A 23,088-nucleotide genomic window follows, 5' to 3' on the forward strand; every position below is an offset into this window, starting at 1 on the left:
GCCTCCTATAGCATTAAATTCGTCTCGTTTCTAGCGAGGCGCTAACGTAATCGTTATATTACGTTAAATACTCCTCTACTATTGTAGCAAACTCAGCGGGATTTTCCACATGAATTGCATGTCCAGCGTCATTTACTGTTAAATGCTTAACAGTATTTAAGAGCGCTTTCATTTCTAGTGCAATTTTACAAAATTTCTCATCCAATGCCCCGGTAATTAACAGGACAGGCATTTCTAGTTGCTCCAGTCTATCCCAGTTTGAAGGTTGAACTCCTGTCCCAATACCTCTCAAGCTTCCTGCGAGTCCCTCTTCTTTCTGTGAAAGCCTTTCGACTCGAATGGCTTCTCTTACACTTTTAGATAGACGTTGCTGTGAAGCAAAAAGCGGTATGTTTTCCCATGCATTGACAAATGACCGTATACCATTTGTCATTATTTTTTGTGCCAGTGCTTCATCTCGCTTACAACGTTCATTTTGCTCTTCGATTGTTCGTAAGCCAGGAGAAGCACTTTCTAAAATGAGCTGATGAATGCGACCTGGATACGTAATGGCATAGGATAAAGCGATTCTTCCACCCATCGAATAGCCTAACAGCGTAAATTTCTCTAAACTGAGTTGGCAAAATAGTTCTTCTAAATCCTGTAATTGCTCCTCCATAGAAAAACGCTGTACGTGCTGTGGAATAGCTGTTTGACCATGCCCAATTAAATCAATGGCAATAACACGAACATGAGGAAGAGCTTGTGCTAGACTATGCCATGTTGCCGTACTACCTGTAAATCCATGCAACGCAACGAGCGTGTGTTCACCATTTTCATTCCATATGTCAACATGGGTTTCAAGCCCCCGAATCATCCATTTTGTCATGCTTTTAACTCCGCATTAATTCGATTCCAAAGTCCTCGATGTGCATTCACATTCTCGGTTCTATCTGTAAATATTTCAACCAACCGTAAAGAACGTTTCTTACTTGTTGAAAATTTCTCGGAAAGCTCGTCAATTGATTCCACACGTACATAGTCCATATCATACATATGGGCAATATCACGGAATTCAAGGGCTGTTGGTGTGCCAAATAAATCCTCATAATGATCTTCAACAGTTGACTGTGGTAAGTAAGAAAAAATACCTCCACCATCATTATTCATCACAATAATCGTTAAGTTACATTCCTGATATCTGGAAGCAATCAGTCCATTGACATCATGTAAAAAGGCTAGATCACCAATCAGTAAATAACTTTCTCGATTATTTCCTTGACTGAAACCGATAGCTGTTGATACTACCCCATCGATTCCGTTCGTGCCTCGATTGGCAAAAACACGTAGATCTTTCGGTGTAGCCAATAAAAATGTATCGATATCACGTACTGGCATACTACTGCTAACGAAAATATCACTACCGTCAGGAATCATTTTGAGTAAACGACTGACTATGGCTCCTTCATCTTTTTCTACCTCTGAGTATTGCTCAATATGCATTGTAGCGAGCTGATTCGCTTTTTGCCATTCAGCTAAGTAGGTTTCCTCAATAGCTGTTTCAGTAATCGCTAATTCTGTCAGCCACTGATCGATATTCGCATGAATAAAATGCGTAGATACGCCCGTAGCATCTCTAAACATAGGGTCTTCATCAATAATCACATAGGCATTGGGCTGTGTTTTTGTTATGAATTGCATAATAAATTTCGAAACAGGCTGTGCTCCTATTCGGATTACTGTATCTGGTTGCACCAGTGCTTTGAAGTCATCACTCTTCATAATGGCATCATAGGTTGTCACGATATATGGTAAACAATCCTCTGGTACGGATGTACGCATATTCGATAAACTTTCCACAATGACAGGCCACTTCAGCTGACGCATAAATTGCCAAACAATGGATAAATCTGTACCAAGAGCTAACTCACCAATAATCATAAAGCCTCTTTTAGTTGATTGTAGAATAGAGGAAAGTTCCTGCTGATCAGTAGTCGTAGGGGTTAATTGTCCCATACTGCTGTGCTTAAACGTCACTGCTGGTAGATCCTGCTGTAAATCAATTAATAAAGGCTCACGGAAAGGTACATTGATATGTACTGGTCCAAAAGGTGCACTCGTTGCAATGGCTACCGCACGAGCAAGATGACGCTCAATAAAAGGCAATGTTGGTTCTGCACCATCTGCTAACGGAAAATCAACACTCCATTTCACATGTGAACCATATAAATTAGGTTGATTGATAGCCTGCGGAGCGCCTACCTCACGTAATTCATGTGGGCGATCAGCTGTTATGATAATCAATGGTACTCGTGCATAGCTTGCCTCCACAATTGCAGGAAAATAATTTGCTGCCGCAGTACCAGATGTACATAAGAGAACTACTGGTTTAGCAGTTGCCTTAGCCAGCCCTAGCGCAAAGAACGCAGCTGAGCGTTCATCTACCTGCCGATACATTTTTACCTGTTTAGTGGAAGCAACCGCATAAGCAAGCGGTGTTGAACGTGAGCCTGGGCTGGCGACAACATTTTCTACACCAGCCTGCACTAGCGATGCGACCATTTTATAAACATAATCTGTTAGTATTTTTCGTTCACTCATGCAATTGTCCCCCTAGCGCACGAAGCATTGGACGGAATTTGACTAATGTTTCTTCATATTCAGATTGTGGTTCTGAATCTGCGACGATCCCACCGCCCGCATATAAATAAGCTTTATCACTTAGTAAGGCAGCTGAACGTATGGCAACTGCAAATTCACCGTTACCCTCTGCATCTAGCCAGCCTATTGGCGCAGCATACAGCCCTCGATTCATCGGCTCATATTTGCGAATGGCCGCCAATGCTTCTGTGCGTGGTACACCACCTAAAGCGGGTGTTGGATGTAATGATTTAGTCAGTTGTAGGATTGTTGCGTCCTGATTTAACTGACCTTCTATAGGTGTATATAAATGTTGAATATCCCGTATTTTTAATAAGCGTGGTCTATCTGGCACCGTCATGTCCATGCAATTTTTACGGAATGTATCCGCAATCATATCGACAACATACTGGTGTTCTCCGCCATTTTTAGGATCATTTAATAAACTTTGTCCATAAGCCTCATCTTCCTCAGCTGTTTTACCTCGTTTAATCGAGCCAGCAATACAAGAAGAAAATGCACGACCCTCTTCTACTTTCACAAGCCGTTCGGGTGATGCTCCAAAAAACAATAAATTTCTATGCTCTAAGCCGAATAAATAGCTTTCTGGTTGCTCATGAATAATTTGGGAAAGCACTTGTGGTGCAGTTACATACTCTTTAAATTGCAAAGCAAGCGAGCGTGCAATGACCACTTTATCTGCCTTTTTCTCCTTAATTAATGCCGTCACTTGATCAATTGAGGCTAGATAAGGTTCCTTATATGGCTCAAAATAACTTGTGATTTCAGGTTTTGTATACGTTTTCACTTCTTTAACCTGAGCCGCATGAATTAAATGATCTCGCTCTTTTCTTAGAGCTTCGAACTGCTCCTCAGCCTGCTGATCTTGTGTCAAAAGATGAATACTCACGTATGCTTTATCATCACGTATCACAAGCTGAAACGTTGCTAATGCAAAATAAGCCTCTGGGAAATCCGTCCATTCCCCATCCACATTATTTTGAGGATCAAATGTAAAGCCACCAAACAAAATAGGTTGTAGCTCTCTTTGACCTTTTAGACAGTTTTTCGTTAATTTTTTCCATTCCGCTTCTACAGCATCAAAGCGGTCATCTTTAGCGTTGTTTTGAATGGTATGAGCATGTCCTAGTCCAACTAATGTCATTGTTTTTTCTCTATTTTGCCAATAAAATCGTTCACCTTTATAACATTCTTCGCCTGCTGCATAGAACGCCAGTGCAGAAAGGCGACTTACTTCAATTGTTTCCATATAAAAATGAAGGCTTTGGCCCAAAGAGTCCACTTCTACTTCTGTGGCTTGGTACCACTTCTGTTGCATGAAAATTACCTCCGTTGTTGCAATGTACATAATGAATGATGGTTAAAACACATCATATTTTGGTCGACAACGCAGTTATTCGTACTGTTGCTAACCGCTCTTTTTTTATTTTCAGATCATAAATGCATGTTCTATTGTATCACTTTTTTTCATTAAACAGTATGTAATAAGCTGTGAACCTACCCATTTTCTCAATCTTCGTTTAAAATAAGAAGAGTCGACAACATTTGAAGGAGAGAAAGACCTTATGACCAAAGTCATTGAAGCTGATAGGGGTTTTAAAGTTTGGTGGCATTTAACACGTCCACATACTTTAACCGCTTCATTTGTTCCAGTATTCCTAGGAACAGCTATTGCCTTATCAATTGATAAAGAAACAATTGATTTTGGACTATTTTTTGCTATGCTTATTGCAAGTATGCTTATCCAAGCAGCAACGAATATGTTCAATGAATATTATGATTACAAATTAGGATTAGATAACGAGCATTCTGTTGGGATTGGCGGTACGATTGTCCGTCATGGTGTACAGCCAAAAACAATTATGATGATTGCATTAAGCTTTTATGCTATTGCCATGCTTCTTGGCATTTACATATGTGCCTCAACGTCTTGGTGGTTAGCAGCTGTCGGACTTGTTTGTATGCTTATTGGCTTCTTATATACAGGTGGACCGTACCCAATCGCCTATTCTCCATTTGGTGAAATTGTCTCTGGCGCAGTAATGGGTATGGGCATTGTATTAATTGCCTTTTATATTCAAACGCTTACAGTAACACTGGATGCTGTGTTGCTTTCTGTACCAAGCATGATTTTAGTCGGTGCCATTATGCTATCAAACAATATTCGTGATATTGTTGGTGATACAGAGGGCGGACGAAAGACCTTGGCTATTTTGGTAGGACGTGATAATGCAATTTCCGTGTTATCAGGCTTTTTTATCGTCTCCTATTTATGGGTGATCGCTCTTGTAGCAGTTGATGGTATTACATTTTGGGCTTTAATCATCTTCCTAAGTATTCCAAAACCATTACGTGCCATTCAAATTTTCCGAGACAAAAAAGAAGCCAAAGAGGTAATGCCTGCGATGAAATATACAGCGCAAACAAATACATTCTTTGGCTTCCTATTAGGAATCGGTTTATTATTTCATTATTTCTTTTATTAAAGATGCAGCAGCCTTAACGGGTTGCTGCTTTTTTTACATAGCGTCGGAAATTTAGACTTGCAATACCATACACTTCTTCATCTGAAAAACGTGTGCGTAATGCCTCTAGTAAATTTTGCGCTTCTCCTGCATGTGCTAAGCCACTAACAGTCCTATCAATCCCATCAAAATCGGAGCCTAACCCTATATGCTCTACACCTACTAGTTCCGCTAAATGCTCCACATGCTCCACTAAATGGTCTAGTGTTGCATCTTTTCCAATAAAGAGTGGGAAATAAACAACATGGATATGTCCTCCATGCTCTACAAGTGCCTTTGCCTGCGCATCTGTTAAATTGCGTGGATGGTCACATAGTGCACGTGCATTACTATGGCTTGCAATAATATGCTTCGCTAACGGCAAGACATCCCAAAAGCTTTGCTCATTTAGATGGGAGACATCAATAATCATATCGCGCTCATTTAATAATTGTATAACTTCTTTACCAAATGGCTTTAATCCAAGGGTTGCATCCTGTTCAGCACCATGAGCTACAGCATTTTCTTCATTCCACGTTAAACCTACTAATTTCACGCCCGCATCCAGTACAGCTGTTAGCTTCGTTAAATCTTCGCCAATGGCACTACAGCCCTCTAAGCTTAAAACAGCTCCTATTTCATGTGGAGCTAATTGGTCTAACTGTGCCCAATCTGTAATATGCACCATGCCCTCTGTTTGTAAAACATGAGTATGGAATGCTTCGATTTGACGCATGACCTCAAGAAATTGCAAATTTTGCGGGATTTTTGGGTCAATAAAGATGGCGAACACTTGAGTCTCTACTTGCCCTAATTGCAATCTTTTTTGATTGGCATGTATACGCACATCCTCAGCAAAATTCGCCGTTTCAAGAGTAGTTAATTTTAAAAGTGCATCACAGTGTAAATCAATGATCTTCATATCCTCACCTCTACAGTTATTATACTGCTTTCGTGAGGAAAAACTTACTAAATTTTATCTTGTGGTGTATCAGAAGAGCCAAATTCCTCAAGCTCAATGAAATCATCTGATTTTGGGGTTGAGGATAGCACATCTTCTTCCACTGGTCGTAAATTTTCTTCTTTCTGCTCTGCATGCTCCACGCAGGTCAGAGCTTTAGGCATAGCCTCTAAGCGTCCTAATGGAATCTCTTCACCGCAGACAACACATTTACCGTATGTTCCGTCTGCCATTGCTTGAAGGGCCTTTTTAATTTCCTCCACAGTGTCTTCACGATGCTCATCCATAGCCATTTCTGTCAACTGATCCGTTAAATCACTGGCATTATCAGCGGGGTGATTATCATAATTAGATAGCTCTGTCGCTTGAGGACGCTCAGATTCCTCAAGTCGCTGTTCTATTTCTTGTAATTCTTGCTCGAGTTGTCTTTTTAATTGTTGCATTACTTGTTGATCCACAAAAATCTCCTCCTCATGCTTTTATTTTTTCCTAATTTACGATTTCTAAAACATGTCAGCATAAGGAAGACCTATTTATTTACTTGTATAAGCTATAATGGCGTCATGTAAAAATTGCGCTGCTCCTGTTGCCCCTCGCTCATCATAATAAGCCGTAAAACGTTCATCAGCTATATACATTTGTGCCAGCCCAGCATGTGCCTCTTTGGAATATTCTTTCCACGTAAAACTCAGCCAACGTTTATGCAACTCTGCTACTTCCATCGCAATGTCACTTGTAGTATCTCCAAGCTCCATTGCTTCTGCTAAACGCTCAAACATTTGCTGCTCTAACTGTTGCATCGCCTGATATTGTTGCTCTGTCATATTCATAAGCTTAGCATTAGATGCATCCACTGTTTCATCCCCATATTTCTCACGGATTTCTTGGCCGTACTGCTTTTCGTTATCCTCGATTAACTTTTCTTTAAAACCTTTAAATTTTTCTTCATTTGACATTGGTTGTTCCTCCTCAATGGATTGTATTGTTTTTTCTACTGTCTGTAAGATTGTTTCCAACTGTTCCTTGCGTTGAAGCAACTCTGCTCTATGTGTTTTAAGCGCCTCGGCATGCTGAAAATTAGGTGCCTGAATAATAGCCTGAATCGTCACTAACTTCATGTCTAATGCGCGGTAAAATAAAATCTGCTGCAACATATCGACCTCCCATTGGCCATAAAATCGATAGCCCGCCTCATTGGTTCTTGCTGGTTTCAGCAACCCAATTTCATCGTAATAGCGCAATGTTCTTGTACTAATACCTGACAACTGAGCAAGCTCCTGAATGGTATATTCCATGTAATCACCTCCATTAATGCTACTGTAAGCTTTGACGCAACGTTAAGGTCAAGAGCAGAATGAAAAATTTTTTTATTCCATATACACCCTTCGAATTAATATAATTCCATAAATACCTATAAAGCTATATTTTCAAGCCGATATGAATAGTAAATATTTCACAGGGGTGTGATAAGGTGAAGTGTCCTAATTGTCAGCATGAAAATCTTATAGACAGTAAATTTTGCTCGGATTGTGGTAATAAGCTCATAAATCCATCATTTCCAAAACAAGGTATCCCAACATGGGCAATTATCGTACTTTCAATCTGTTTTATTGCAATAGGCGGTCTAGGTTATGCATATTGGGATTTTTTTAATGATAAAAAGAGCTATACCACCGCTTACTCGGAAATTAACGATAATCAAAAGATAAATGCACAACAAGTTTCTTCAGAAGAACTCACCAAAAAACAAGAAGCTCATGCACAGCAGGTTGATCGTGTCACCCTTATAAAGGAAATACAACAAAAAGTCTTCACTGTCCTAACTAACAATAGTCAAGGCTCTGGCTTCCTATATAAAAAGGGTGGATATGTTATTACAAATGCTCATGTTATCCAAGGTGAAGTTGATGTAATGATTCGTAATGTAAATGGTCAAGAATCTCCAGGTACTGTTATCGGTATATCTGATCACTATGATATTGCTTTAATAAAGGTGCCTAACTACCAAGACACAGAGCCATTAGGCATGGAGACTGCAGAATCACCTATAGGTCTAGAAGTCATTGCATTTGGTAGTCCACAAGGTTTTGAAAATTCGGCTTCTATTGGCTATATAACAGGTAATAAACGTGATATGAAACTTGAAAATTTTATTTATAAGCAAATTTATCAGGTAGATGCACAAATTGATAAAGGTAGCAGCGGTGGCCCATTAGTTGATGTTAATACAGGCAAAGTAATTGGAATTAACTCACTACTTTATACAACTGATACAAGTACTAACTTTGCCTTTTCCATTCCCCTTTATAGTATGCTTGATCAATTTGATGGATGGATTGCTAAACCACTTTCTGCAAATGAGGTTCGGGCTATTGCGAATGTTTATGAAGGTAGTCAACAATCTACTATTGAAACAAAACCCACCAACGAAACAGACGCCTTACTAGCAGGTCAATTCGTGCAAGCATTCCGTCTCTATTATGAAATGGCACTCAATGATGGTGATTTTTATTGGATAGCTGATATGCTTTCACCTGGCAGTACAGCATATCAAGAATTGGAGAAATACATTAATGAGATTGCCTACCAGGGTCATTACTTCTATTTTACAAACAATGATGTGCTAGATGTACAATACTCAAATGGTCAATATTATGTTGACATGAATGAAACTTTTGATTTTTATGATGCACAAGGTAATTACCAATTCTATGATCGCTATAAAACTTATACAGTTATTACGGATGATTATGGTGCTTATAAAATTGCCAACATTAAGATACACCAATAAAACCTTTTACAAAGTAAAATAGCAAGCTAGTTCATCACTAGTTTGCTATTGGTTCGCATATTTCCCATGCCATACTATTTGTCGATAGTTCTCTTTATCTGTGTCACCCTCTGTATTAATAAACAGCACCCTCGCATGTTCATTTAGGTGTAAGGCATTTTTTAATTCCTTATATTGTTCATTTGTCATTATTTCATAAAAGCAACCAAATGGCGCCGCTCCTGATTCACCAGCTATAATGCGAGTGTCTGTGTCTAATGGATTGCCAAGAACGCGCATACCTGTAGCTGCTATTTCTTCCTCGCAGGAGATACTTATTTTTGTGGAGGCTTTTAAGATTTGCCAAGCCTGTGGATTCGGTTCACCGCAAGCAAGCCCTGCCATAATCGTTTGCATCTCCCCGCCAACAGAGACAAATTGATCCGTATTTTTTTTAAAGCTTTCATAATAGCAATTAGCGACATGAGGCTCAACCAATACAAAAGTAACTTCCTGCTCATAGTATTGCTGTAAAAACGCAACTACTGCTCCTGCAAAGGATCCTACACCCGCTTGCAAAAATACATGTGTCGGGGCTAGCTGTATCTGTTCAACAATCTCCTGCACAATGGTTGTGTAACCTTGCATAATCCATAATGGAATTTCTTCATAGCCATCCCACATTGTATCCTGAACCAGAACCCAGCCATTTTTTTGTGCAAGCTGTGAGGTATAACGAACAGTATCGTCATAATTCATTGTCGTAATTTCAGCAAAAGCCCCTTCACTTTTAATATGCTGTAAACGCTCAGCCGCGCTGCCAGCTGGCATATATATTCGCGCTTGAAAACCCAGTTCTCTAGCTGCCCATGCAACACCACGACCATGATTACCATCTGTCGTTGAAATAAATGTTAAATCGCCTACTTCTGCTTTTACTTCCGGAGATTTTAACTGTTCAAACGATAGCTCCTTTATATTCCTCCCAAGCTTATTGGCAATATATTGCGCAATTGCATAAATACCGCCTAATACTTTAAAGGCATTTAAACCAAATCGATAAGATTCATCTTTAACCATGATTTTTTCTACACCCATATATGAAGCAAGTGCCTCAAGATGATGGAGAGGTGTCTGCTCAAATCGCTCATATGTACGCTGAAATTGACCAACCTTCTTTACTTGTTCCAGTGTAAAATATGATAGTAATGGTGAGCCTTGGTTTGTGTTGTCTAGCTGATTGTGCACCCACTTTAATTTTTCCTTCATACCTATCTCCCCCTTTACCAATAGCTTAGTCGATCTAGCTTTAAAATACAAAATTTATTACCAAAATTAAACAGGGGTAGTCAGAGCAAGCAAATATATCAGTTATACATTGGTTTTGGACCTACAAACACCGAGAATTCCAATCTAAACCTCCAGAAAAACAATAAACCCTTACAGGATCTAATTTCTGTAAAGGTTTATTATTATCTAGCTATTTTTAAGTAAATTAAAAAGTGCAGTAGATGTAAATTCATCTACTGCACTTAGTATGACCCGTACGGGATTCGAACCCGTGTTACCGCCGTGAAAGGGCGGTGTCTTAACCACTTGACCAACGGGCCCATGGCGGAGAAGGAGGGATTTGAACCCTCGCGCCGGTTACCCGACCTACACCCTTAGCAGGGGCGCCTCTTCAGCCTCTTGAGTACTTCCCCAAAATAAAAATGGCTCCGAAGGCAGGACTCGAACCTGCGACAACCTGATTAACAGTCAGGTGCTACTACCAACTGAGCTACTTCGGAATAATGGTGGGCCTAAATGGACTCGAACCATCGACCTCACGCTTATCAGGCGTGCGCTCTAACCAGCTGAGCTATAGGCCCTTGGAGCGGGTGATGGGAATCGAACCCACGACATCAGCTTGGAAGGCTGAGGTTTTACCATTAAACTACACCCGCATAAATGGTGGGTCAGGACGGAATCGAACCGCCGACACTTAGAGCTTCAATCTAATGCTCTACCAACTGAGCTACTGACCCATTTCGTCCATGCTAAGCTTGCTCACTCTTTTGCTTCTCATGACTTTTATTTTAAAAATGGCGGTCCCGACCGGGATCGAACCGGCGATCTCCTGCGTGACAGGCAGGCATGTTAACCGCTACACCACGGGACCTTTTGGTTGCGGGGGCCGGATTTGAACCAACGACCTTCGGGTTATGAGCCCGACGAGCTACCACTGCTCCACCCCGCGATAATTTTATGCTGTTTCGAGTTTTTAAAGCACCATTTATAAAAATTTAAAACTGGAGGAGGTAGAGGGATTCGAACCCCCGCGCGGTGTTACCCGCCTGTCGGTTTTCAAGACCGATCCCTTCAGCCAGACTTGGGTATACCTCCGTTACAATATATAAATGGTGGACCTTGCAGGACTCGAACCTGCGACCGGACGGTTATGAGCCGTCTGCTCTAACCAACTGAGCTAAAGGTCCTTAAGATGGCGGCAGAGGGGATCGAACCCCCGACCTTACGGGTATGAACCGTACGCTCTAGCCAGCTGAGCTACGCCGCCAGGATCTTTATACTGGTTAATTTACTTATGGTGGAGCCTAGCGGGATCGAACCGCTGACCTCCTGCGTGCAAGGCAGGCGCTCTCCCAGCTGAGCTAAGGCCCCATAAATTTTTAGGAAATGGTCGGGAAGACAGGATTCGAACCTGCGACCCCTTGGTCCCAAACCAAGTGCTCTACCAAGCTGAGCTACTTCCCGTTGTTCTTTTGGCGCGCCCGACAGGAGTCGAACCCATAACCTTCTGATCCGTAGTCAGACGCTCTATCCAATTGAGCTACGGGCGCATTTAAAATGGTGCCGAGGACCGGAATCGAACCGGTACGGTAGTCACCTACCGCAGGATTTTAAGTCCTGTGCGTCTGCCAGTTCCGCCACCCCGGCACATTTGGAGCGGAAGACGAGGTTCGAACTCGCGACCCCCACCTTGGCAAGGTGGTGTTCTACCACTGAACTACTTCCGCATGTGCATAAGTTTTTTTATCTGGCAATGAAAATAATGGTGCGGGTGAAGGGAGTCGAACCCCCACGCCTTGCGGCGCTAGATCCTAAGTCTAGTGCGTCTGCCAATTCCGCCACACCCGCTTATTATTATTTCAAAAATGGTGAGCCATGAAGGACTCGAACCTTCGACCCTCTGATTAAAAGTCAGATGCTCTACCAACTGAGCTAATGGCTCGAAAAAATGGTGCCGGCTATAGGAATCGAACCCACGACCTACTGATTACAAGTCAGTTGCTCTACCTGCTGAGCTAAACCGGCATATGGTGGAGGATGACGGGCTCGAACCGCCGACCCTCTGCTTGTAAGGCAGATGCTCTCCCAGCTGAGCTAATCCTCCTGGGTACTATGCCTAGCGACGTCCTACTCTCACAGGGGGAAGCCCCCAACTACCATCGGCGCTAAAGAGCTTAACTTCCGTGTTCGGTATGGGAACGGGTGTGACCTCTTTGCCATCATCACTAGACTTTGTTATGTATCTCGTTTTGAAGTTGTTTACCTGTCCTTCAAGACAAGAATTATTGTATAACGTTTTCTAACATTATGCAATACTTTTTTATAAAAAAAAAGAAATTATTACGTTTTGAAGATATTTTTGTTAAGTAAGAGAAATTATTGCCCTGCAAAATATTATAGCAATTGTTGTTTCAAAAGAAAACAATTATTTTATTTTGTATATTTTCTTAACTTATAATCTATTTGAAAACAAGTGAAGAACATAGAAAATCCTCCACTCGTCTTTTCATTAAATATTTGAAAGCTCTATTTTTAATTTTGTAATATCATCAAGTGTGGTGGAAGGACCAAAAGATATTCTAAAAAATTGGCGTGCCGCTTCTAAAGAGAAACCCATTGATAAAATGGCCTTTGTTCCAGATTCACTATGAATATCACATGCACTACCCGTAGAAATACAAATTCCTGCTTCATTTAACTTTAAAAGAACATATTGCCCCTCTACTTTCTCCATCATTACCCCACAAATATTAGGTAGTTGCTGTTTACACTCAACAAGTTGACATGTTTCAGATAAATCATTTTTGAAAAAATTTCTTAAAGTCTCGTAATGTTGCAATTCATATTGATAGTTTTCAATTGCCGCCGCAAAGGCCACAATTGCAGGAGTATCTAATGTTCCCCCTCTTAGCCCTCTCTCATGGGTTACACCTGGTGTTAATGAAGGTACACGAATTGCGGGATTCAGATAAACAGCACCACACCCCTTTGGTCCACCTATTTTATGAGCTGAGATGGTAATCGCATCTGCTCCTTTTGGTATAGGTAGTTTGCCAAATGATTGCACACAATCAACATGACAGAAAATATTTGACTTTCTTGCCATCTCTACAATTTTCTTCACAGGCTGGATAGAACCAATTTCAGAATTGACATGTTGAATGGTAATCAAAGCTGTATCTTCACGAATTGTTTGTTGCAATTGGACCAGATCAACGCAACCATCCTTCTGCAATGGTAATTTCGTTACAACAAAGCCCTTTTTCTCAAGTGTATTCAAAGCTGCATGCACAGACGTATGTTCGGCTTGAGATGAAATAATGTGTTTTCCTTTTTTAGAGGCTAGCGCTAATGACAAGATGGCTATGAGATTTCCTTCAGTTCCGCTCCCTGTAAAAATTACACCATCACTATTTACGCCTAGAGCATGGGCTACAACATTTCTTGACTGCTGGACAAAATAAAGGGCTTGTCCCCCTAGATCATGCAGACTTGCACTGTTTCCATAATAACGTTGTGCAACCTCTACATATGCCTCAAGAGAATTCCTTGTCATAGGTGACGTTGCAGCATAATCCATATAAATCATTGTCTTCTTCCTCTCTAGTTCATCAGGTCTTGTTTTCTTTTTTATTTTATGTAAAGATAGGTGTCAAGACAACTGTAAAGAAGGTATAACTATGGATGTAAAGACAGACGTCCTTATCATTGGTAGTGGTATTGCTGCACTTCAGGCTGCTTTACTGCTTGAAAAACATTTTCAAATACAAATTGTTACAAAATCATCTATATATATGAGTAGCTCTTATCGTGCACAAGGTGGCATTGCTGCTGTTACAAGTGAGGAAGATCATATTCAACACCACATTGCTGATACATTAAAAGCTGGAGAGTATCATCATGAGAAAAGACATGTTGAAACACTTATAAAAAACGGCACTGCAATTATGCAGAAATATCTAAAGAATGGGCTCCCAGTTGATCGGCAGGTTGACGGAAAACCTGCTCTAGGACTTGAGGGAGCACATAGTCACCATCGTATTCTACATGCAGGTGGTGATCGTACAGGTCAGGTTTTCATAGATTACTTGCTTCATCAACTTTCACCAAAAACGAAGATAAATTGCTATGAAATGGCTTATGAGCTTTTACGTAATACAGATGGTGACTGTGTGGGAGTACTCACTAAAGGAGAAAAAGGTACAAAACGCTATTGGGCACATCATGTGATTTTAGCGACAGGCGGTGCAGGTGCCCTCTATTCAAGTACATCTAACTTTCCAACCAATACAGGCGATGGGATCGCATTAGCATTTCGAGCAGGTGCTGCCATCAGTGATATGGAATTTATGCAATTTCACCCAAGTCTGCTTTGGTGCAAAAATGAAGCAAAGGGATTAGTTTCTGAAGCTGTCCGGGGAGCTGGCGGTATCTTTGTCGATGCACAACGTCAGCCGATTATGACGGGCTTGCATGCCCAACTTGACTTAGCTCCAAGACATATTACGGCACTAGCACTATTTACAAAACGGGCTGCAGGTGAAGAAACGTTCATTGATATTGCAAACATACAAGACTTTGAAGCAAAATTTCCAACAATTGCTCAGCTTTGTCATGACAATCAAGTTCATTTACAAGATCGCCTAATCCCCGTGGCTCCAGGAAGTCATTTCTTAATGGGTGGTGTTATTGCTGATGACAAAGGAAGAACTACTATACCAAACTTATATGCAGTTGGTGAGGTTGCCTGTACAGGTGTACATGGTGCGAATCGTTTAGCAAGTAACTCACTATTGGAAGGTATTACATTTGGTCAAAAAATGGCGCAATTCATTATTCAAAAAGGGTGTCATCAAAAAAACTTTTTACTTGAAAACCAACAATGTACCGATATGATGCCACCTTTATTTAGCAAACCGCAATTACAGCAGCACATGATGCAGTTCTTAGGTATTGTCAGGAATATTGATGATTTGCAGCGTTTTGCTCAGCAATTACCTTCCATGCAATCTCTTCTTCACGTTAATTTAGAAGGGCTAGACCAAGCTAAGTTGGAATTATTTATGATGCACGTAGTCGCAACATTAATGGCACATGCAGCCATTACACGAACGGAAACACGTGGTGCCCACATTCGTACGGATAAATCCGAAATGGATGCACAATGGGCAAGTCGATGGATTATTTTTTCGCAAGGACAAATGAAAGTGAGGAACTCATTGTATGAATATCATCAAACTCGAGGAAATGCTCAAGCAATTTTTTAATGAGGATTTAGGAGATGGGGATTTATCGAGTGAATTTATCTTTTCAGCCGAACAGCAGGGGTCTTTTTCCTTTTATGCTAAAGAAAACGGGATTTTTTGTGGAGCTCTCATTATTGAGCATGGCTTTTTCCTACTCGATCGATCAATCGAAGTCACTCTTCATAAAAAAGATGGAGAGATGGTTCAGTCAGGTGATGTGCTTGCTGTGATTAAAGGGCCCTTACAAAAGTTATTAATAGGTGAGCGTGTCATTTTAAATCTTATTCAGCGTATGTCTGCTATTGCAACGGCGACCCATCTTGCCGTTCAAGAAACCGTAGGTACGCATGCAAAAATATGCGATACCCGTAAAACAATACCTGGACTGCGTATGCTGGATAAATATGCTGTTCGAATCGGTGGTGCTTTTAATCATCGTAATGGTCTGTATGATGCAATCATGCTAAAGGATAATCATATTGCCTTTGCTGGTAGCATAACAAATGCAGTTCAATCCGCTAGAGCGAAGGTTGGTCATACTGTAAAAATCGAAGTTGAAATTGAAACAAAAGAACAGCTAGAAGAAGCTATCAACGCTGGAGCAGATATTATTATGTTTGATAACCGTAGTCCAGAAGAGATACGTGCATGGCTTCCTACTGTCCCTCCTTCTATTGCAACTGAAGCATCTGGGGGCATCACACTTGAAAATTTAAAGGCATATGCCCAATCGGGTATTCAGTGGATTTCACTTGGCTCCTTAACACATTCAGTTAAAGCTTTTGACATTAGTGCACTCGTTCAAATGAAAGGAGATCATTCCCTTGTCCATCACTAGTTTATTACAACAAACGACACTACTTCCTGAGCATTATCGGGCACTATCCGTAAAGGAAATGGAATCTCGTATTTTATCAATAAAGAAAAAATTAGGTCCTAAATTATTTATTCCTGGGCACCATTATCAAAAAGATGAGGTCATTCAATTTGCTGATGCAACTGGAGATTCTTTACAGTTAGCTCAATTATCCGCAGCAAATAAGGAAGCTGAACACATCGTATTTTGCGGCGTGCATTTTATGGCAGAGACTGCTGATATGCTGACAACGAAACAACAATATGTCTATTTGCCAGATATGCGTGCTGGTTGTTCAATGGCTGATATGGCAGACATTTATCAAACTGAACAAGCTTGGCCGATTCTTCAAGAACTCTTTGGTGATACGATTATCCCTCTAACCTATGTCAATTCAACTGCAGCTATTAAAGCCTTTACTGGAAGACATGGTGGTGCTTGTGTCACTTCATCGAATGCTAAGGAGCTTGTTCAATGGGCATTTACACAAAAACAGCGTATCTTCTTTTTACCTGACCAACATTTAGGAAGAAATACTGCCTATGACTTAGGTATTCCTCTTGAAAATATGGCTGTTTGGAATCCTCATAAGAACATGCTCGAAACAACAGAGCCCCTTGAAAATATTCAGGTTATTCTTTGGAAGGGTCACTGCTCTGTGCACGAAGGTTTCACAGTTCAACATACAGAGATTATTCGCAAAGCACACCCAACTATGAGAATTATTGTTCACCCTGAGTGCAGTCGTGAAGTTGTAGCAGCAGCTGATGATGCAGGCTCCACAAAATACATTATTGACACAATCAATCGCGCTCCGAGCGGATCTTCATGGGCCATTGGAACAGAAATGAACTTAGTCAATCGCATTATTAAGCAGCATCCAGATAAACATATTGTCTCTTTAAATGAAAACTTTTGTCCTTGCTTAACAATGAATCGTATTGACCTGCCGCATTTGTTATGGAGCCTCGAAAGTATTGAGCAGGGGCAACCTCATAACCGTATACAAGTAGATGAACATACTACTGCTGAAGCACTTAGCTCACTTGAAAGAATGCTAGCTAGAGGATAAATAGATAGGCTTTATCAACAGAAAGGTTGTATAAATAACCTTTCTGTTTTTTATGGTGATATAACATCTGCTTTAAATAATTTAAATGTCTGCCATTTTTGCCCACAATGCTAAAATTGACATGACTTAAGGCGCTATGATACTGTCGATTTGGAGGTGATACTAAATGGCTTTTCAATCGAAAAATATCTTTATCAATTTACCAGTGAAAGATCTAAACAAATCTATCAACTTTTTTAAGGAATTAGGTTTTGAGTTCAATCAACAATTCAGTGATGAAACAACGGCCTCAATGATTATTAGTGAAAATATCTTTGTATTAATAATGGTGGAAGAACGATTTAAAGGGTTTAGTAAGAAAGAAGTTACAGATACTACTACTTCTGCAGAAGCAATCTTATGCCTTTCTGTCGAAAATCGAGAACAAGTAGATCAATTAGTGAATAAGGCACTTGCCTCTGGTGGTAAACCTTATAGTGAACCACAAGATCACGGATTTATGTATGGTTGGGGTTTTCAAGATGTAGACGGGCATATCTGGGAAGTAGTTTATATGGACGAAAATGCATTGAATCAAGCGTAAAATTTATATCTATGAATATAAAAAAACAGTAGATGCAACTGCATCTACTGTTTTTAGTATGACCCGTACGGGATTCGAACCCGTGTTACCGCCGTGAAAGGGCGGTGTCTTAACCACTTGACCAACGGGCCCATGGCGGAGAAGGAGGGATTTGAACCCTCGCGCCGGTTACCCGACCTACACCCTTAGCAGGGGCGCCTCTTCAGCCTCTTGAGTACTTCCCCAAAATAAAAATGGCTCCGAAGGCAGGACTCGAACCTGCGACAACCTGATTAACAGTCAGGTGCTACTACCAACTGAGCTACTTCGGAATAATGGTGGGCCTAAATGGACTCGAACCATCGACCTCACGCTTATCAGGCGTGCGCTCTAACCAGCTGAGCTATAGGCCCTTGGAGCGGGTGATGGGAATCGAACCCACGACATCAGCTTGGAAGGCTGAGGTTTTACCATTAAACTACACCCGCATAAATGGTGGGTCAGGACGGAATCGAACCGCCGACACTTAGAGCTTCAATCTAATGCTCTACCAACTGAGCTACTGACCCATTTCGTCCATGCTAAGCTTGCTCACTCTTTTGCTTCTCATGACTTTTATTTTAAAAATGGCGGTCCCGACCGGGATCGAACCGGCGATCTCCTGCGTGACAGGCAGGCATGTTAACCGCTACACCACGGGACCTTTTGGTTGCGGGGGCCGGATTTGAACCAACGACCTTCGGGTTATGAGCCCGACGAGCTACCACTGCTCCACCCCGCGATAATTTTATGCTGTTTCGAGTTTTTAAAGCACCATTTATAAAAATTTAAAACTGGAGGAGGTAGAGGGATTCGAACCCCCGCGCGGTGTTACCCGCCTGTCGGTTTTCAAGACCGATCCCTTCAGCCAGACTTGGGTATACCTCCGTTACAATATATAAATGGTGGACCTTGCAGGACTCGAACCTGCGACCGGACGGTTATGAGCCGTCTGCTCTAACCAACTGAGCTAAAGGTCCTTAAGATGGCGGCAGAGGGGATCGAACCCCCGACCTTACGGGTATGAACCGTACGCTCTAGCCAGCTGAGCTACGCCGCCAGGATCTTTATACTGGTTAATTTACTTATGGTGGAGCCTAGCGGGATCGAACCGCTGACCTCCTGCGTGCAAGGCAGGCGCTCTCCCAGCTGAGCTAAGGCCCCATAAATTTTTAGGAAATGGTCGGGAAGACAGGATTCGAACCTGCGACCCCTTGGTCCCAAACCAAGTGCTCTACCAAGCTGAGCTACTTCCCGTTGTTCTTTTGGCGCGCCCGACAGGAGTCGAACCCATAACCTTCTGATCCGTAGTCAGACGCTCTATCCAATTGAGCTACGGGCGCATTTAAGATGGTGCCGAGGACCGGAATCGAACCGGTACGGTAGTCACCTACCGCAGGATTTTAAGTCCTGTGCGTCTGCCAGTTCCGCCACCCCGGCACATTTGGAGCGGAAGACGAGGTTCGAACTCGCGACCCCCACCTTGGCAAGGTGGTGTTCTACCACTGAACTACTTCCGCATGTGCATAAGTTTTTTTATCTGGCAATGAAAATAATGGTGCGGGTGAAGGGAGTCGAACCCCCACGCCTTGCGGCGCTAGATCCTAAGTCTAGTGCGTCTGCCAATTCCGCCACACCCGCTTATTATTATTTCAAAAATGGTGAGCCATGAAGGACTCGAACCTTCGACCCTCTGATTAAAAGTCAGATGCTCTACCAACTGAGCTAATGGCTCGAAAAAATGGTGCCGGCTATAGGAATCGAACCCACGACCTACTGATTACAAGTCAGTTGCTCTACCTGCTGAGCTAAACCGGCATATGGTGGAGGATGACGGGCTCGAACCGCCGACCCTCTGCTTGTAAGGCAGATGCTCTCCCAGCTGAGCTAATCCTCCTGGGTACTATGCCTAGCGACGTCCTACTCTCACAGGGGGAAGCCCCCAACTACCATCGGCGCTAAAGAGCTTAACTTCCGTGTTCGGTATGGGAACGGGTGTGACCTCTTTGCCATCATCACTAGACTTGCACATGGATGTGCTGGCTTCTGCGTTGCAACACGGATGTTGCGTTCTTAGCAGAAGTTCCTTTTAAAAGCTTCAAAATACATAGTATCTTAAAAACTTGTTGAAAGTGTTGTTCTTTCAAAACTGGATAAACGATACATTGAATGGTTCAAACGTTTTGGTTAAGTCCTCGATCGATTAGTATTCGTCAGCTCCATGTGTCACCACACTTCCACCTCGAACCTATCTACCTCATCGTCTTTGAGGGATCTTACTTACTTGCGTAATGGGAAATCTCATCTTGAGGGGGGCTTCATGCTTAGATGCTTTCAGCACTTATCCCGTCCACACATAGCTACCCAGCGATGCCTTTGGCAAGACAACTGGTACACCAGCGGTGTGTCCATCCCGGTCCTCTCGTACTAAGGACAGCTCCTCTCAAATTTCCTACGCCCACGACGGATAGGGACCGAACTGTCTCACGACGTTCTGAACCCAGCTCGCGTACCGCTTTAATGGGCGAACAGCCCAACCCTTGGGACCGACTACAGCCCCAGGATGCGATGAGCCGACATCGAGGTGCCAAACCTCCCCGTCGATGTGGACTCTTGGGGGAGATAAGCCTGTTATCCCCGGGGTAGCTTTTATCCGTTGAGCGATGGCCCTTCCATGCGGAACCACCGGATCACTAAGCCCGTCTTTCGACCCTGCTCGACTTGTAGGTCTCGCAGTCAAGCTCCCTTGTGCCTTTACACTCTACGAATGATTTCCAACCATTCTGAGGGAACCTTTGGGCGCCTCCGTTACCTTTTAGGAGGCGACCGCCCCAGTCAAACTGTCCGCCTGACACTGTCTCCTGCCCCGCTAAGGGGCATGGGTTAGAATTTCAATACAACCAGGGTAGTATCCCACCGACGCCTCCTTCGAAGCTGGCGCTCCGAGATCTCTGGCTCCTACCTATCCTGTACAAGTTGTACCAAAATTCAATATCAGGCTACAGTAAAGCTCCACGGGGTCTTTCCGTCCTGTCGCGGGTAACCTGCATCTTCACAGGTACTATAATTTCACCGAGTCTCTCGTTGAGACAGTGCCCAGATCGTTACGCCTTTCGTGCGGGTCGGAACTTACCCGACAAGGAATTTCGCTACCTTAGGACCGTTATAGTTACGGCCGCCGTTTACTGGGGCTTCAATTCGCAGCTTCGCTTGCGCTAACCACTCCTCTTAACCTTCCAGCACCGGGCAGGCGTCAGCCCCTATACGTCACCTTACGGTTTTGCAGAGACCTGTGTTTTTGCTAAACAGTCGCCTGGGCCTATTCACTGCGGCTCTCATGCGCTTGCACGCTCAAGAGCACCCCTTCTCCCGAAGTTACGGGGTCATTTTGCCGAGTTCCTTAACGAGAGTTCTCTCGCACACCTTAGGATTCTCTCCTCGACTACCTGTGTCGGTTTGCGGTACGGGCACCTCTCACCTCGATAGAGGCTTTTCTTGGCAGTGTGAAATCAGGAACTTCGTCCATACGGACTCGCCATCACAGCTCAACGTTACAGTGTGCGGATTTGCCTACACACACGCCTTACTGCTTGGACGCGCATATCCAACAGCGCGCTTACCCTATCCTACTGCGTCCCCCCATTTCTCAAACGGTGAGGAGGTGGTACAGGAATATCAACCTGTTGTCCATCGCCTACGCCTATCGGCCTCGGCTTAGGTCCCGACTAACCCTGAGCGGACGAGCCTTCCTCAGGAAACCTTAGTCATACGGTGGACGGGATTCTCACCCGTCTTTCGCTACTCATACCGGCATTCTCACTTCTAAGCGCTCCACCAGTCCTTCCGGTCTGACTTCAACGCACTTAGAACGCTCTCCTACCACTGACATCGTAGATGTCAATCCACAGCTTCGGTGAATCGTTTAGCCCCGATACATTTTCGGCGCAGCGTCACTCGACCAGTGAGCTATTACGCACTCTTTAAATGATGGCTGCTTCTAAGCCAACATCCTGGTTGTCTGTGCAACGCCACATCCTTTTCCACTTAACGATTACTTTGGGACCTTAGCTGGTGGTCTGGGCTGTTTCCCTTTTGACTACGGATCTTATCACTCGCAGTCTGACTCCCGTGTATAAATATCTGGCATTCGGAGTTTGTCTGAATTCGGTAAACCGGGATGGCCCCCTAGTCCAAACAGTGCTCTACCTCCAGTATTCTCATCACGAGGCTAGCCCTAAAGCTATTTCGGAGAGAACCAGCTATCTCCAAGTTCGATTGGAATTTCTCCGCTACCCACACCTCATCCCCGCACTTTTCAACGTGCGTGGGTTCGGGCCTCCAGTAAGTGTTACCTCACCTTCACCCTGGACATGGGTAGATCACCTGGTTTCGGGTCTACGACCACGTACTATTTCGCCCTATTCAGACTCGCTTTCGCTGCGGCTCCGCCTTCTAAAGCTTAACCTCGCACGTAATCGTAACTCGCCGGTTCATTCTACAAAAGGCACGCTATCACCCATTAACGGGCTCTAACTACTTGTAGGCACACGGTTTCAGGATCTCTTTCACTCCCCTTCCGGGGTGCTTTTCACCTTTCCCTCACGGTACTGGTTCACTATCGGTCACTAGGTAGTATTTAGCCTTGGGAGATGGTCCTCCCGGATTCCGACGGAATTTCACGTGTTCCGCCGTACTCAGGATCCACTCAGGAGAGAACGAACTTTCGACTACAGGGCTTTTACCTGCTCTGGCGGACCTTTCCAAGTCGCTTCATCTAACTCGCTCTTTTGTAACTCCGTATTGAGTGTCCTACAACCCCAAGAGGCAAGCCTCTTGGTTTGGGCTCTTCCCGTTTCGCTCGCCGCTACTCAGGGAATCGATTTTTCTTTCTCTTCCTCCAGGTACTTAGATGTTTCAGTTCCCTGGGTCTGCCTTCAAGACGCTATGTATTCACGTCAAGATACTACGCGATTAAACGTAGTGGGTTCCCCCATTCGGAAATCTCCGGATCAAAGCTCACTTACAGCTCCCCGAAGCATATCGGTGTTAGTGCCGTCCTTCTTCGGCTCCTAGTGCCAAGGCATTCGCCGTGCGCCCTTAATAACTTAACCAAGTTATTAAGCCTATAAAAAACTTAAAAAAATAAAT

Annotated in this window: 14 protein-coding genes, 40 tRNA genes and 3 rRNA genes; 6 read left to right on the forward strand and 51 right to left on the reverse strand. The window is 43.0% G+C overall.

Going from position 1 to position 23,088, the window contains the following annotated elements; all coding sequences use genetic code 11:
* Nucleotides 1-58: 58 nt before the first annotated feature.
* The 3 genes from menH to MHB40_RS19110 are packed head-to-tail and all read right to left on the reverse strand — an operon-like array spanning nucleotide 59 to nucleotide 3,958.
* Nucleotides 59-868 (reverse strand): 2-succinyl-6-hydroxy-2,4-cyclohexadiene-1-carboxylate synthase, encoded by an 810-nt coding sequence (gene menH / locus MHB40_RS19100; RefSeq protein ID WP_342533223.1) that lies wholly within the window; start codon nucleotides 866-868, stop codon nucleotides 59-61.
* Complete coding sequence (gene menD, locus MHB40_RS19105) at nucleotides 865-2,580, reverse strand: 2-succinyl-5-enolpyruvyl-6-hydroxy-3-cyclohexene-1-carboxylic-acid synthase (protein ID WP_342441344.1); 1,716 nt, start codon at nucleotides 2,578-2,580, stop codon at nucleotides 865-867. Before menD ends, menH begins: the two co-directional genes overlap by 4 nt.
* Nucleotides 2,573-3,958, reverse strand: a complete 1,386-nt coding sequence (locus MHB40_RS19110; protein ID WP_342441345.1) for an isochorismate synthase — start codon at nucleotides 3,956-3,958, stop codon at nucleotides 2,573-2,575. The genes menD and MHB40_RS19110 overlap by 8 nt, the downstream gene beginning before the upstream one ends.
* A 247-nt stretch (nucleotides 3,959-4,205) precedes the next feature.
* On the opposite strand from MHB40_RS19110, the gene MHB40_RS19115 reads away from it, so the two are divergent.
* Complete coding sequence (locus tag MHB40_RS19115) at nucleotides 4,206-5,126, forward strand: 1,4-dihydroxy-2-naphthoate polyprenyltransferase (RefSeq protein WP_205445146.1); 921 nt, start codon at nucleotides 4,206-4,208, stop codon at nucleotides 5,124-5,126.
* A gap of 13 nt (nucleotides 5,127-5,139) precedes the next feature.
* Here the strand turns inward: MHB40_RS19115 and MHB40_RS19120 are convergent, their stop codons facing one another.
* From MHB40_RS19120 to MHB40_RS19130, 3 genes are all read right to left on the reverse strand, one after another.
* Nucleotides 5,140-6,066, reverse strand: a complete 927-nt coding sequence (locus MHB40_RS19120; RefSeq protein WP_342441346.1) for a dipeptidase — start codon at nucleotides 6,064-6,066, stop codon at nucleotides 5,140-5,142.
* Between the two features lie 47 nt (nucleotides 6,067-6,113).
* A complete protein-coding gene (locus tag MHB40_RS19125) occupies nucleotides 6,114-6,563 on the reverse strand; it encodes a TraR/DksA C4-type zinc finger protein (RefSeq protein WP_342441347.1) in 450 nt (149 codons plus the stop codon).
* Between the two features lie 75 nt (nucleotides 6,564-6,638).
* The gene (locus MHB40_RS19130) at nucleotides 6,639-7,400 is read right to left on the reverse strand and encodes a MerR family transcriptional regulator (protein WP_342441348.1); all 762 of its coding nucleotides are present in this window, start codon (nucleotides 7,398-7,400) and stop codon (nucleotides 6,639-6,641) included.
* Between the two features lie 176 nt (nucleotides 7,401-7,576).
* On the opposite strand from MHB40_RS19130, the gene MHB40_RS19135 reads away from it, so the two are divergent.
* Complete coding sequence (locus MHB40_RS19135; protein WP_342441349.1) at nucleotides 7,577-8,896, forward strand: trypsin-like peptidase domain-containing protein; 1,320 nt, start codon at nucleotides 7,577-7,579, stop codon at nucleotides 8,894-8,896.
* A 45-nt stretch (nucleotides 8,897-8,941) separates the two neighbouring features.
* On the opposite strand, the gene MHB40_RS19140 is transcribed toward MHB40_RS19135, so the two are convergent.
* The 23 genes from MHB40_RS19140 to MHB40_RS19250 all read right to left on the reverse strand — a co-directional run bounded on the left by MHB40_RS19140 (nucleotide 8,942) and on the right by MHB40_RS19250 (nucleotide 13,745).
* Nucleotides 8,942-10,144: a diaminopropionate ammonia-lyase gene (locus MHB40_RS19140; protein ID WP_342441350.1), complete on the reverse strand. Its 1,203-nt coding sequence runs from the start codon at nucleotides 10,142-10,144 to the stop codon at nucleotides 8,942-8,944.
* A 269-nt stretch (nucleotides 10,145-10,413) separates the two neighbouring features.
* Nucleotides 10,414-10,485 (reverse strand) — tRNA-Glu (locus tag MHB40_RS19145).
* Nucleotides 10,486-10,487: 2 nt separating this feature from the next.
* A tRNA-Ser gene (locus MHB40_RS19150) sits at nucleotides 10,488-10,578 on the reverse strand.
* 10 nt (nucleotides 10,579-10,588) lie between these two features.
* Nucleotides 10,589-10,665 (reverse strand) — tRNA-Asn (locus MHB40_RS19155).
* Between the two features lie 4 nt (nucleotides 10,666-10,669).
* Nucleotides 10,670-10,746, reverse strand: a tRNA-Ile gene (locus tag MHB40_RS19160).
* Nucleotide 10,747: 1 nt separating this feature from the next.
* A tRNA-Gly gene (locus MHB40_RS19165) sits at nucleotides 10,748-10,821 on the reverse strand.
* Nucleotides 10,822-10,826: 5 nt separating this feature from the next.
* Nucleotides 10,827-10,902 (reverse strand) — tRNA-Phe (locus MHB40_RS19170).
* A gap of 58 nt (nucleotides 10,903-10,960) precedes the next feature.
* Nucleotides 10,961-11,036 (reverse strand) — tRNA-Asp (locus MHB40_RS19175).
* 3 nt (nucleotides 11,037-11,039) lie between these two features.
* A tRNA-Met gene (locus MHB40_RS19180) sits at nucleotides 11,040-11,114 on the reverse strand.
* A gap of 53 nt (nucleotides 11,115-11,167) precedes the next feature.
* A tRNA-Ser gene (locus MHB40_RS19185) sits at nucleotides 11,168-11,260 on the reverse strand.
* Between the two features lie 15 nt (nucleotides 11,261-11,275).
* Nucleotides 11,276-11,352, reverse strand: a tRNA-Ile gene (locus MHB40_RS19190).
* A gap of 6 nt (nucleotides 11,353-11,358) precedes the next feature.
* Nucleotides 11,359-11,432 (reverse strand) — tRNA-Met (locus MHB40_RS19195).
* A 28-nt stretch (nucleotides 11,433-11,460) separates the two neighbouring features.
* Nucleotides 11,461-11,536 (reverse strand) — tRNA-Ala (locus MHB40_RS19200).
* A 16-nt stretch (nucleotides 11,537-11,552) separates the two neighbouring features.
* Nucleotides 11,553-11,629, reverse strand: a tRNA-Pro gene (locus tag MHB40_RS19205).
* Nucleotides 11,630-11,638: 9 nt separating this feature from the next.
* A tRNA-Arg gene (locus MHB40_RS19210) sits at nucleotides 11,639-11,715 on the reverse strand.
* Nucleotides 11,716-11,723: 8 nt separating this feature from the next.
* Nucleotides 11,724-11,812 (reverse strand) — tRNA-Leu (locus tag MHB40_RS19215).
* 5 nt (nucleotides 11,813-11,817) lie between these two features.
* Nucleotides 11,818-11,892, reverse strand: a tRNA-Gly gene (locus MHB40_RS19220).
* 36 nt (nucleotides 11,893-11,928) lie between these two features.
* A tRNA-Leu gene (locus tag MHB40_RS19225) sits at nucleotides 11,929-12,013 on the reverse strand.
* 18 nt (nucleotides 12,014-12,031) lie between these two features.
* Nucleotides 12,032-12,107: transfer RNA gene (locus tag MHB40_RS19230), tRNA-Lys, on the reverse strand.
* A 7-nt stretch (nucleotides 12,108-12,114) separates the two neighbouring features.
* Nucleotides 12,115-12,190, reverse strand: a tRNA-Thr gene (locus tag MHB40_RS19235).
* A gap of 3 nt (nucleotides 12,191-12,193) precedes the next feature.
* Nucleotides 12,194-12,269, reverse strand: a tRNA-Val gene (locus tag MHB40_RS19240).
* Between the two features lie 10 nt (nucleotides 12,270-12,279).
* Nucleotides 12,280-12,395, reverse strand: a 5S ribosomal RNA gene (gene rrf / locus MHB40_RS19245).
* Nucleotides 12,396-12,674: 279 nt separating this feature from the next.
* Complete coding sequence (locus MHB40_RS19250) at nucleotides 12,675-13,745, reverse strand: cysteine desulfurase family protein (RefSeq protein ID WP_342443770.1); 1,071 nt, start codon at nucleotides 13,743-13,745, stop codon at nucleotides 12,675-12,677.
* Between the two features lie 100 nt (nucleotides 13,746-13,845).
* Between MHB40_RS19250 and nadB the strand changes: the two genes are divergently transcribed.
* The 4 genes from nadB (at nucleotide 13,846) to MHB40_RS19270 (ending at nucleotide 17,922) form a co-directional block, all read left to right on the forward strand.
* On the forward strand, nucleotides 13,846-15,432 hold the full coding sequence (gene nadB, locus MHB40_RS19255; RefSeq protein WP_342441351.1) for an L-aspartate oxidase: 1,587 nt from the start codon (nucleotides 13,846-13,848) through the stop codon (nucleotides 15,430-15,432).
* Nucleotides 15,389-16,249: a carboxylating nicotinate-nucleotide diphosphorylase gene (gene nadC, locus MHB40_RS19260; protein WP_342441352.1), complete on the forward strand. Its 861-nt coding sequence runs from the start codon at nucleotides 15,389-15,391 to the stop codon at nucleotides 16,247-16,249. The genes nadB and nadC overlap by 44 nt, the downstream gene beginning before the upstream one ends.
* Nucleotides 16,236-17,339 carry a quinolinate synthase NadA gene (gene nadA / locus MHB40_RS19265; RefSeq protein ID WP_342441353.1) on the forward strand — a complete coding sequence of 368 codons (1,104 nt, stop codon included), beginning with the start codon at nucleotides 16,236-16,238 and terminating at the stop codon, nucleotides 17,337-17,339. Before nadC ends, nadA begins: the two co-directional genes overlap by 14 nt.
* A 166-nt stretch (nucleotides 17,340-17,505) precedes the next feature.
* Nucleotides 17,506-17,922 carry a VOC family protein gene (locus tag MHB40_RS19270; RefSeq protein WP_342441354.1) on the forward strand — a complete coding sequence of 139 codons (417 nt, stop codon included), beginning with the start codon at nucleotides 17,506-17,508 and terminating at the stop codon, nucleotides 17,920-17,922.
* 59 nt (nucleotides 17,923-17,981) lie between these two features.
* Here MHB40_RS19270 and MHB40_RS19275 read toward each other — a convergent pair.
* The 22 genes from MHB40_RS19275 to MHB40_RS19380 form a co-directional block, all read right to left on the reverse strand.
* Nucleotides 17,982-18,053, reverse strand: a tRNA-Glu gene (locus MHB40_RS19275).
* Between the two features lie 2 nt (nucleotides 18,054-18,055).
* A tRNA-Ser gene (locus tag MHB40_RS19280) sits at nucleotides 18,056-18,146 on the reverse strand.
* Between the two features lie 10 nt (nucleotides 18,147-18,156).
* Nucleotides 18,157-18,233 (reverse strand) — tRNA-Asn (locus MHB40_RS19285).
* Between the two features lie 4 nt (nucleotides 18,234-18,237).
* Nucleotides 18,238-18,314, reverse strand: a tRNA-Ile gene (locus MHB40_RS19290).
* A gap of 1 nt (nucleotide 18,315) precedes the next feature.
* Nucleotides 18,316-18,389, reverse strand: a tRNA-Gly gene (locus MHB40_RS19295).
* A gap of 5 nt (nucleotides 18,390-18,394) precedes the next feature.
* Nucleotides 18,395-18,470: transfer RNA gene (locus MHB40_RS19300), tRNA-Phe, on the reverse strand.
* Nucleotides 18,471-18,528: 58 nt separating this feature from the next.
* Nucleotides 18,529-18,604 (reverse strand) — tRNA-Asp (locus MHB40_RS19305).
* 3 nt (nucleotides 18,605-18,607) lie between these two features.
* Nucleotides 18,608-18,682, reverse strand: a tRNA-Met gene (locus MHB40_RS19310).
* A gap of 53 nt (nucleotides 18,683-18,735) precedes the next feature.
* A tRNA-Ser gene (locus MHB40_RS19315) sits at nucleotides 18,736-18,828 on the reverse strand.
* Nucleotides 18,829-18,843: 15 nt separating this feature from the next.
* A tRNA-Ile gene (locus MHB40_RS19320) sits at nucleotides 18,844-18,920 on the reverse strand.
* 6 nt (nucleotides 18,921-18,926) lie between these two features.
* Nucleotides 18,927-19,000 (reverse strand) — tRNA-Met (locus MHB40_RS19325).
* A gap of 28 nt (nucleotides 19,001-19,028) precedes the next feature.
* Nucleotides 19,029-19,104: transfer RNA gene (locus tag MHB40_RS19330), tRNA-Ala, on the reverse strand.
* A gap of 16 nt (nucleotides 19,105-19,120) precedes the next feature.
* Nucleotides 19,121-19,197 (reverse strand) — tRNA-Pro (locus tag MHB40_RS19335).
* Nucleotides 19,198-19,206: 9 nt separating this feature from the next.
* Nucleotides 19,207-19,283: transfer RNA gene (locus tag MHB40_RS19340), tRNA-Arg, on the reverse strand.
* An 8-nt stretch (nucleotides 19,284-19,291) separates the two neighbouring features.
* Nucleotides 19,292-19,380: transfer RNA gene (locus tag MHB40_RS19345), tRNA-Leu, on the reverse strand.
* 5 nt (nucleotides 19,381-19,385) lie between these two features.
* Nucleotides 19,386-19,460: transfer RNA gene (locus tag MHB40_RS19350), tRNA-Gly, on the reverse strand.
* A gap of 36 nt (nucleotides 19,461-19,496) precedes the next feature.
* Nucleotides 19,497-19,581: transfer RNA gene (locus tag MHB40_RS19355), tRNA-Leu, on the reverse strand.
* An 18-nt stretch (nucleotides 19,582-19,599) separates the two neighbouring features.
* Nucleotides 19,600-19,675: transfer RNA gene (locus MHB40_RS19360), tRNA-Lys, on the reverse strand.
* Nucleotides 19,676-19,682: 7 nt separating this feature from the next.
* Nucleotides 19,683-19,758 (reverse strand) — tRNA-Thr (locus MHB40_RS19365).
* Nucleotides 19,759-19,761: 3 nt separating this feature from the next.
* A tRNA-Val gene (locus MHB40_RS19370) sits at nucleotides 19,762-19,837 on the reverse strand.
* Nucleotides 19,838-19,847: 10 nt separating this feature from the next.
* Nucleotides 19,848-19,963: ribosomal RNA gene (gene rrf, locus MHB40_RS19375) — 5S ribosomal RNA — on the reverse strand.
* A gap of 160 nt (nucleotides 19,964-20,123) precedes the next feature.
* Nucleotides 20,124-23,051 (reverse strand): 23S ribosomal RNA (locus MHB40_RS19380).
* Nucleotides 23,052-23,088: the final 37 nt, after the last annotated feature.

It is taken from the genome of Lysinibacillus sp. FSL K6-0057 (assembly GCF_038630885.1).
Taxonomy (GTDB): Bacteria; Bacillota; Bacilli; order Bacillales_A; family Planococcaceae; genus Lysinibacillus; species Lysinibacillus fusiformis_F.